The following is a 6,000-nucleotide window of genomic DNA, read 5'->3' on the forward strand; positions in this document are numbered from 1 at the left end:
TATTTTAAATTCCTTTACACCTTATACACCTTTTAATGCCTCCTCCACGAAGGCTTACACCCGTATACCAATCCCTTTCATAAATACACCTTTCATACCTTCAGTTACATTTGGGTTAATTTCTGTCTGCTTACCTTTTTCCCTAAATATTTTATTGAAAATGCTCAAGATTAATTCTCCTTTTATCTCATTATTTAATCCACCATAAATCAATGATTTATGGTGTTTATAACATTAGTCCATTATTAGAAAAACCATATAAACTGTAAAATTAAAAGCCCTTATCCTTGGTGGAAAAGGGCTCCATAAAACTAAGGTAACAGTAATATTTCTATCTCTTCTAGATTTTGAGCAAATCCAATAAAAATCTCATCATTTATTACAATCGTCGGAACTATATTTTTCCCCGTCAATTTCTTTAGTTCGTCGATCTTTTCCTCATTCTCCACAATATCGTGTACTGTAAAATGGAAATTATGTTGCGAAAGAAACTCCTTCGCTGCTTTGCAATCTGGTCAAGTTGGTGTGGAATATATTTCGATAGTAAAATCACTCAATTTTTTTCATCCTTTTATTTTAATTCGTCCATTTCCATTGATGACATTTGTTTCATCTTTTCTTCCATCTTACTCATCATTTGTTTGATACTCTTTAGTTTCCCTAACTGTTCTTGAGTTAATTTTCCACTCTCTTGCAAGTCGTTAAAAAGACTGTTCATCTCTTTCTTCATCATTTTATGTTTATTCATCATTACTTTCATTTCTTCTTTCATCATTTTCATTTTATCACAGCAGTTTTTTTCTTTTGCTTCCCCGACATTTTCTGCATTAGATGGTATCACCTCCGCATGAACAGAAGTAGCAACTGGCATAGTAATGGCTAACCCCATAAACAATGTCATAACAAATTTAAGCGTACTAACCCTCATCATAGAAATCACCTCCATTTTATAACAATAGTTTACCTATATATTTTAAATATATGTAGATATAGCCATTCTATAAATTCCCCATAGAATAACTAACAAACTTACGGGGAAAATAACTAACAAATTAACTATAAAAAGGTGATTTAAAATATGGATTACGGACTGTGGCTATCTATTGCTCCATCTCTAATTGCTATTGCTTTAGCAACTTGGACTAAACAAGTGATTCCTTCCCTGTTGATTGGTTTATGGGCAGGGAGTTTTATTTTAACAGGATCATTTCTCGGTTCTATTTCCCAAACTGTTGATTATATTGTTGGAGTATTATCTGATCCTGGAAACCTAGACGTCCTCCTTTTCTTGTACGTCTTTAGTGTAGCCTTAGTTCAATTATCTGGTGGTGTCCAAGCTTTTGCCAAGGTAATGAATAACTACATTAATAATTCCAAAAAAACACTAATTGCCTCATGGCTGTTGCTTCCTATTACTTTTATTGATTGTGGATTCCGTGTAGTGGCAACAGGATCTATTATGAAACCATTGGCAGACCGTTTTTCCGTTTCACGTGAACGGTTAGCCTATATGTTAAATAACTCAGCTAGTCCAGTCATTGTGTTAATTCCAGTTGCAACCACTTATATTGGTTACATTCTTGGAGTTTTAAATAAAGGTATGGGCGCGGCAGGAATAGAAGGCTCAGCGATGCAACTGTTTTTGTCTAGTTTACCCTTCCAGTTTTTTAGTTTCACATCAATTACTATCGCCTTACTATCTGTGATTATAGGTTGGAATTTTGGAAGTATGAGAAAATTGATCCAATCTGCACATGGCTCGAAAAAGGAAACTTCTTTCTCACGTCCTGCCCATGCTATGGAAATGTCCGAAGAAATTGGTAATAAAGATAAGGCAGATACAGCGAAAGATCAAATGGGAGTCACTTCAAAAGGAAAGATGGAAAAAATGGACATGGATATGGGTTTGGGAAAACCTGCTTTGAAACCAAGATTGTTTAATCTTTTAACTCCAATCCTAGTGTTAATTCCTTTAAGCTTTTTCCTCATGTGGTTGAGTGGACAGAAAGAGGCAAAAGGTGAAAGCCTTGTTGAAGTATTTTCAGCAGCAGACCCATCACGTTCGATGTTTTTAGCCTTATTTATTACAGTCATGATAACTGCCGCTTTATACTTATTTCAAGGACTTAAACTAAAAGAAATGACGGATCGGTTTATAAAAGGCGGGAATAAGCTTATGGTTACTATCGTAATATTAGTAGTTGCTTGGCCCATTTCCGATGTTTCACAGGATCTTGGTTTAACAGAATTAATTCGGACAACATTAGGTGGAACACTTACACCAATATGGGTCCCTGTCCTTATTTTTGCAGTGACAGGTGCTGTTACTTACTTCATAGGATCATCTTGGGGAGCATGGGCATTAATGATGCCAATCGCAATCCCTCTAGCTGTAACGACAGGAGGTAGCGTTCCGCTTGCTGTTGCTGCTGTTCTTTCAGGAGGGACTTTTGGAGATGTTACATCTCCTGTTTCCGGTATGACCGCAATGTCTGCGGGGGCTGCTGGAGCTGATCATATGAAATACGTTAAAGCCATGACGCCGTATAATGTACTAGCTGCGGCATTAGCAGCGGGTTTGTTCTTAGTAGTTCCCCTAATTTTTTAAACGTTACCAAAGGATTCAGATGACAAGGATGTGTTATTGATGGATGAATTACTTTATGTCATTGCTTTTGTAATAGCGGTAATTGGAGCATTTGGATTTTTGCGTTATGGAAAATCGAAAAAAGTGGAGTTTGCTCGAATTCTACGCAAGCAGAATAAAAGGAAAATCAAAAAATAATAAACAAAAGTGCCCAATTAGGCACTTTTGTTTATAGGAAATTCATGAAATTAAGTCCATTTAGGATGGAAGGTTCAAACCGATATTCTAGTATCATTTTAATTCGTTTTATCCGTTAACTCATACAAGCGTTCTCTATACTCTTCTGTATTTATTTCCCCTCTTGAATATCTCTGTCTTAACAAATCTACCGCCTTATCCGATTGGTTTGTTGTATTGTTTTGGGAAAGTTTCCGTATTAAGTAAATAACCAGCCATATAATTAAACCCCACAACAATAACATAAACAACCCACCGCCAATCATCATAGGCCAACCCATATCACTGCAACTTGTACCATTCATCATCATACTAATCATCTCCTTACCTTATTGTACTCAATTCATCCAAACCTTTAGCTATTGGTCAACCAATACCTTGGATAAATTTGGTGGTTTTGAAGTTATAAGAACCAATAGGTGAACGTGTCATTAATACCTGCTAACAGAAATATAATAGCTGCTATCTTTGTTAGCCATCGATTCAATGATTTTGTTTTCTTAAAATATTTTTGTTTTATTATGTCCGAGCTATCAACTAATATAAGTACAAATACAATTAATGGAACTGTAGTCCCTAATGCAAATATCGTAGGTAATAGAATCCCTCCTGTAGTCTGGATACCTAATGGTACTAGTAGTCCAAAAAAGAGCCAAACTAATGTTGGACAAAAGGCAAGGGAAAATGCTACTCCAAAACTAAAGGAACCTATAGGGGAACCATGTGGTATTTTCCCTTTTAGCCATTCGCTAAATCTTGTACCAAACGATATGCGCAACTTAGAAAAGCCTAAAAAATATAACCCCGCCAAGATCATAATTGGACCAATTGCCTTTCTAACGATAATAATAAGCGATGCATTTCCGTTCACTGTTGTTAGCTGAACACCTAAATAAATTGCAATCCCTCCAACAAGTGTATAAATTAATGTTTTTCCTGCAATAAAGGCAAACGTTTGAATCAAAGTCTGTTTTCTATCGGTCGCATTTCGTGAAACAAAAGCTAGCGCACTGGCATTTGTTGTTACTTGGCAAGGTGATGTGGTTGCTGCTAACCCTAGCAGTAAAGCAGTCAAAATAGGGATGTTCCACTGTTCTGTAATATTTAGGATAGGATCCGCCATCTTTGCTCCTAACTGTGTTAGGAATGCATACCATTTTATACTTAAATCATGAAGAAGATCACCCAATTTGGTTCCCCCTACTATTTATTCAACTATGTACTGGTTAGTGGAAGTTCTGGTAATATGAGAAATAAAAATATTCTATAACAATGATCTCCAACAACCAAAACACAGATATAAGATTAACCAATATTCTAATTAAAATAGGCCCAGCCTTTTAATAGCTGGGCGAAAATGACTAAGGTTGTGCAATTACTTCCTTTGTCTGTAAATATTCTTCCATATTTATTTCTCCATTTACCAGTCTCATCTTCAACTGATCAAGAGGACTCTGTTGAGTCATACCGTCTTTTTTCTTATCTTTTTTAGATGAACCACCACAACAACTCATGAGAGATCACCTCCTTTTCATGGTAACTCTATTATCGAACATATTTTCTGGAAAACATGAGAGTCTGTCCTCAGAATGAAAGAAATTTCTGTGAGTATCTTTGCTGAAATAGGTATGTTAAAACAAACGTGCCCTCGTTCATCGTAAAGTTATTTATACGGGATACCACAGGTCTGTCTATAATGCCTCTTGGTTGCCTTGGTCTTTTTCTAATTGAACAACATTTGAACCTTTAGATTCTTCTTTCAAGGATTTAACTTCCTTCGCCAGCTGATGATTTTGCTCCATTATATCTGCCATCTTTAACTGGACAGACTGTAATTCTTCCTGTTGAGAAGTCTGTAACTGACTATTACTGTTCTCTTTTGAATCCTTGTTCTTGTTTCCACCAAACATACCCTTCATACAGAATAACATCATAAGGGGACATGCTAATAATAAAAGAAATTCCCAGCTCATTCATTCCACCTCCGTTTAATTATATTCTAAGTATAAACAACAATTGTGTAGAAACTTTGAAGTATTTAAATTTAATTATGATTGGTTATTATTATAAAAGGAAGTTTTCAAAAAATAAAAGTTAGACTATCCAATAGATCAAATAATTATTCGTTCCTTTTTTATTGATCACCCCATACGAATTAGGACCTAAACGTATGGCAATTTTTTCACTTTGCATCGACAGAAGAATGACCACCTTTAAACATTCCTTGATCAACTGCCCAATTCCAAAGAAAGCGTCCTAAACAAACGATTGCCAAGCTGATAAATACAGCATTATGAATATTCATGTGTATCATAATTTGAGCCGATAATGCAATAGCAAGGCCAAATATAACTTGGCTTTTCGCACCCTTAGGTGAAGTTTTTGGATCGGTTATCATATTAAATGTGAAAATAAACAATCCTCCCCACATATAGGTACTAAAGTGCGAATTCCATACATCCGGCCAAATCAATAGTCTTACAAATTGTATCCCAACAAAACTTGTAAAAAAGGTAAACACTAACGGCAATCGATGTGCCTTATAGACTAGATAAAGCCCGCCCAAAGACATTAAACCTAGTATCCATAGATAATATCCCCACTGCAGCGGGTCCGTAGCAGTTACCGGAAACAATATAGATATTACAGCAATACCACTATTTGAAGGATTAAAAATATGGCTTCCTTGGTACCGTATCAAATGTTTCAAACCAATAGCTACCATCGCCGCCATAATAAAAGGTATTATTGTTTCTGCACGTAAGGCAAGTGAAATTCCAAGCCCAGTTATAACTGCACTATAAGGCCAAACGAAAGTACCTTTTTTCCAATAAAGGTAAAAAAACTCCAATAGTATGCAAACGCCTAATGTAATAACAATTTGCCATATAGTGACTGAAAACTGTAATAAAACCCCACCGAGAATTGCGTAAGTGCTAAGAAGGATAATCTGCATAATACGAGGATCCCGAATCAATCCCATATCTTTTTCAACTCCTTGTCAACCGATTTTATCGGGACATACATTTCCTGTGGTGAGATTTCATACCAACGAACAATTCCCTTTTGATCGATAATAAAGATGGAATGTGTATTAACAGGACCCATGTCCATACCACCTGGTACATCGGTCACGCCATAAGGTTTTCCTACTTTTTGATTCGGGTCATACATAA

General features: G+C 35.9%; 9 protein-coding genes and 1 pseudogene. 2 read left to right on the forward strand and 8 right to left on the reverse strand.

Annotated features, from left to right (window positions below):
• Positions 1–311 precede the first annotated feature (311 nt).
• A pseudogene (locus ACOI1D_RS14165) lies at positions 312–503 on the reverse strand (glutaredoxin family protein); the annotation flags it as partial.
• Between the two features lie 68 nt (positions 504–571).
• Complete coding sequence (locus ACOI1D_RS14170; RefSeq protein WP_422501972.1) at positions 572–931, reverse strand: hypothetical protein; 360 nt, start codon at positions 929–931, stop codon at positions 572–574.
• Positions 932–1,078: 147 nt separating this feature from the next.
• Here ACOI1D_RS14170 and ACOI1D_RS14175 point away from each other — a divergent pair, with 147 nt between their 5' ends.
• The gene (locus ACOI1D_RS14175) at positions 1,079–2,608 is read left to right on the forward strand and encodes a Na+/H+ antiporter NhaC family protein (RefSeq protein ID WP_422501973.1); all 1,530 of its coding nucleotides are present in this window, start codon (positions 1,079–1,081) and stop codon (positions 2,606–2,608) included.
• 39 nt (positions 2,609–2,647) lie between these two features.
• The gene (locus tag ACOI1D_RS14180) at positions 2,648–2,785 is read left to right on the forward strand and encodes a hypothetical protein (RefSeq protein WP_422501974.1); all 138 of its coding nucleotides are present in this window, start codon (positions 2,648–2,650) and stop codon (positions 2,783–2,785) included.
• A 98-nt stretch (positions 2,786–2,883) separates the two neighbouring features.
• Here the strand turns inward: ACOI1D_RS14180 and ACOI1D_RS14185 are convergent, their stop codons facing one another.
• The 6 genes from ACOI1D_RS14185 to ACOI1D_RS14210 form a co-directional block, all read right to left on the reverse strand.
• Positions 2,884–3,135 (reverse strand): hypothetical protein, encoded by a 252-nt coding sequence (locus tag ACOI1D_RS14185; RefSeq protein ID WP_422501976.1) that lies wholly within the window; start codon positions 3,133–3,135, stop codon positions 2,884–2,886.
• A gap of 92 nt (positions 3,136–3,227) precedes the next feature.
• A complete protein-coding gene (locus ACOI1D_RS14190; RefSeq protein WP_422501977.1) occupies positions 3,228–4,013 on the reverse strand; it encodes a cytochrome c biogenesis CcdA family protein in 786 nt (261 codons plus the stop codon).
• Positions 4,014–4,185: 172 nt separating this feature from the next.
• Positions 4,186–4,338 (reverse strand): hypothetical protein, encoded by a 153-nt coding sequence (locus ACOI1D_RS14195; RefSeq protein ID WP_422501979.1) that lies wholly within the window; start codon positions 4,336–4,338, stop codon positions 4,186–4,188.
• 177 nt (positions 4,339–4,515) lie between these two features.
• Positions 4,516–4,797 carry a DUF2933 domain-containing protein gene (locus tag ACOI1D_RS14200; protein WP_422501980.1) on the reverse strand — a complete coding sequence of 94 codons (282 nt, stop codon included), beginning with the start codon at positions 4,795–4,797 and terminating at the stop codon, positions 4,516–4,518.
• A 209-nt stretch (positions 4,798–5,006) separates the two neighbouring features.
• Positions 5,007–5,807 carry an RnfABCDGE type electron transport complex subunit D gene (locus ACOI1D_RS14205; protein ID WP_422501982.1) on the reverse strand — a complete coding sequence of 267 codons (801 nt, stop codon included), beginning with the start codon at positions 5,805–5,807 and terminating at the stop codon, positions 5,007–5,009.
• The coding region (locus tag ACOI1D_RS14210; protein WP_422501984.1) for a hypothetical protein at positions 5,798–6,000 on the reverse strand (203 nt) is incomplete at its 5' end. The genes ACOI1D_RS14210 and ACOI1D_RS14205, both read right to left, overlap by 10 nt.

Origin of the sequence: Virgibacillus sp. DJP39 (assembly GCF_049310925.1) — a bacterium.
In the GTDB taxonomy this organism is placed as follows: Bacteria; Bacillota; Bacilli; order Bacillales; family Amphibacillaceae; genus Virgibacillus_F.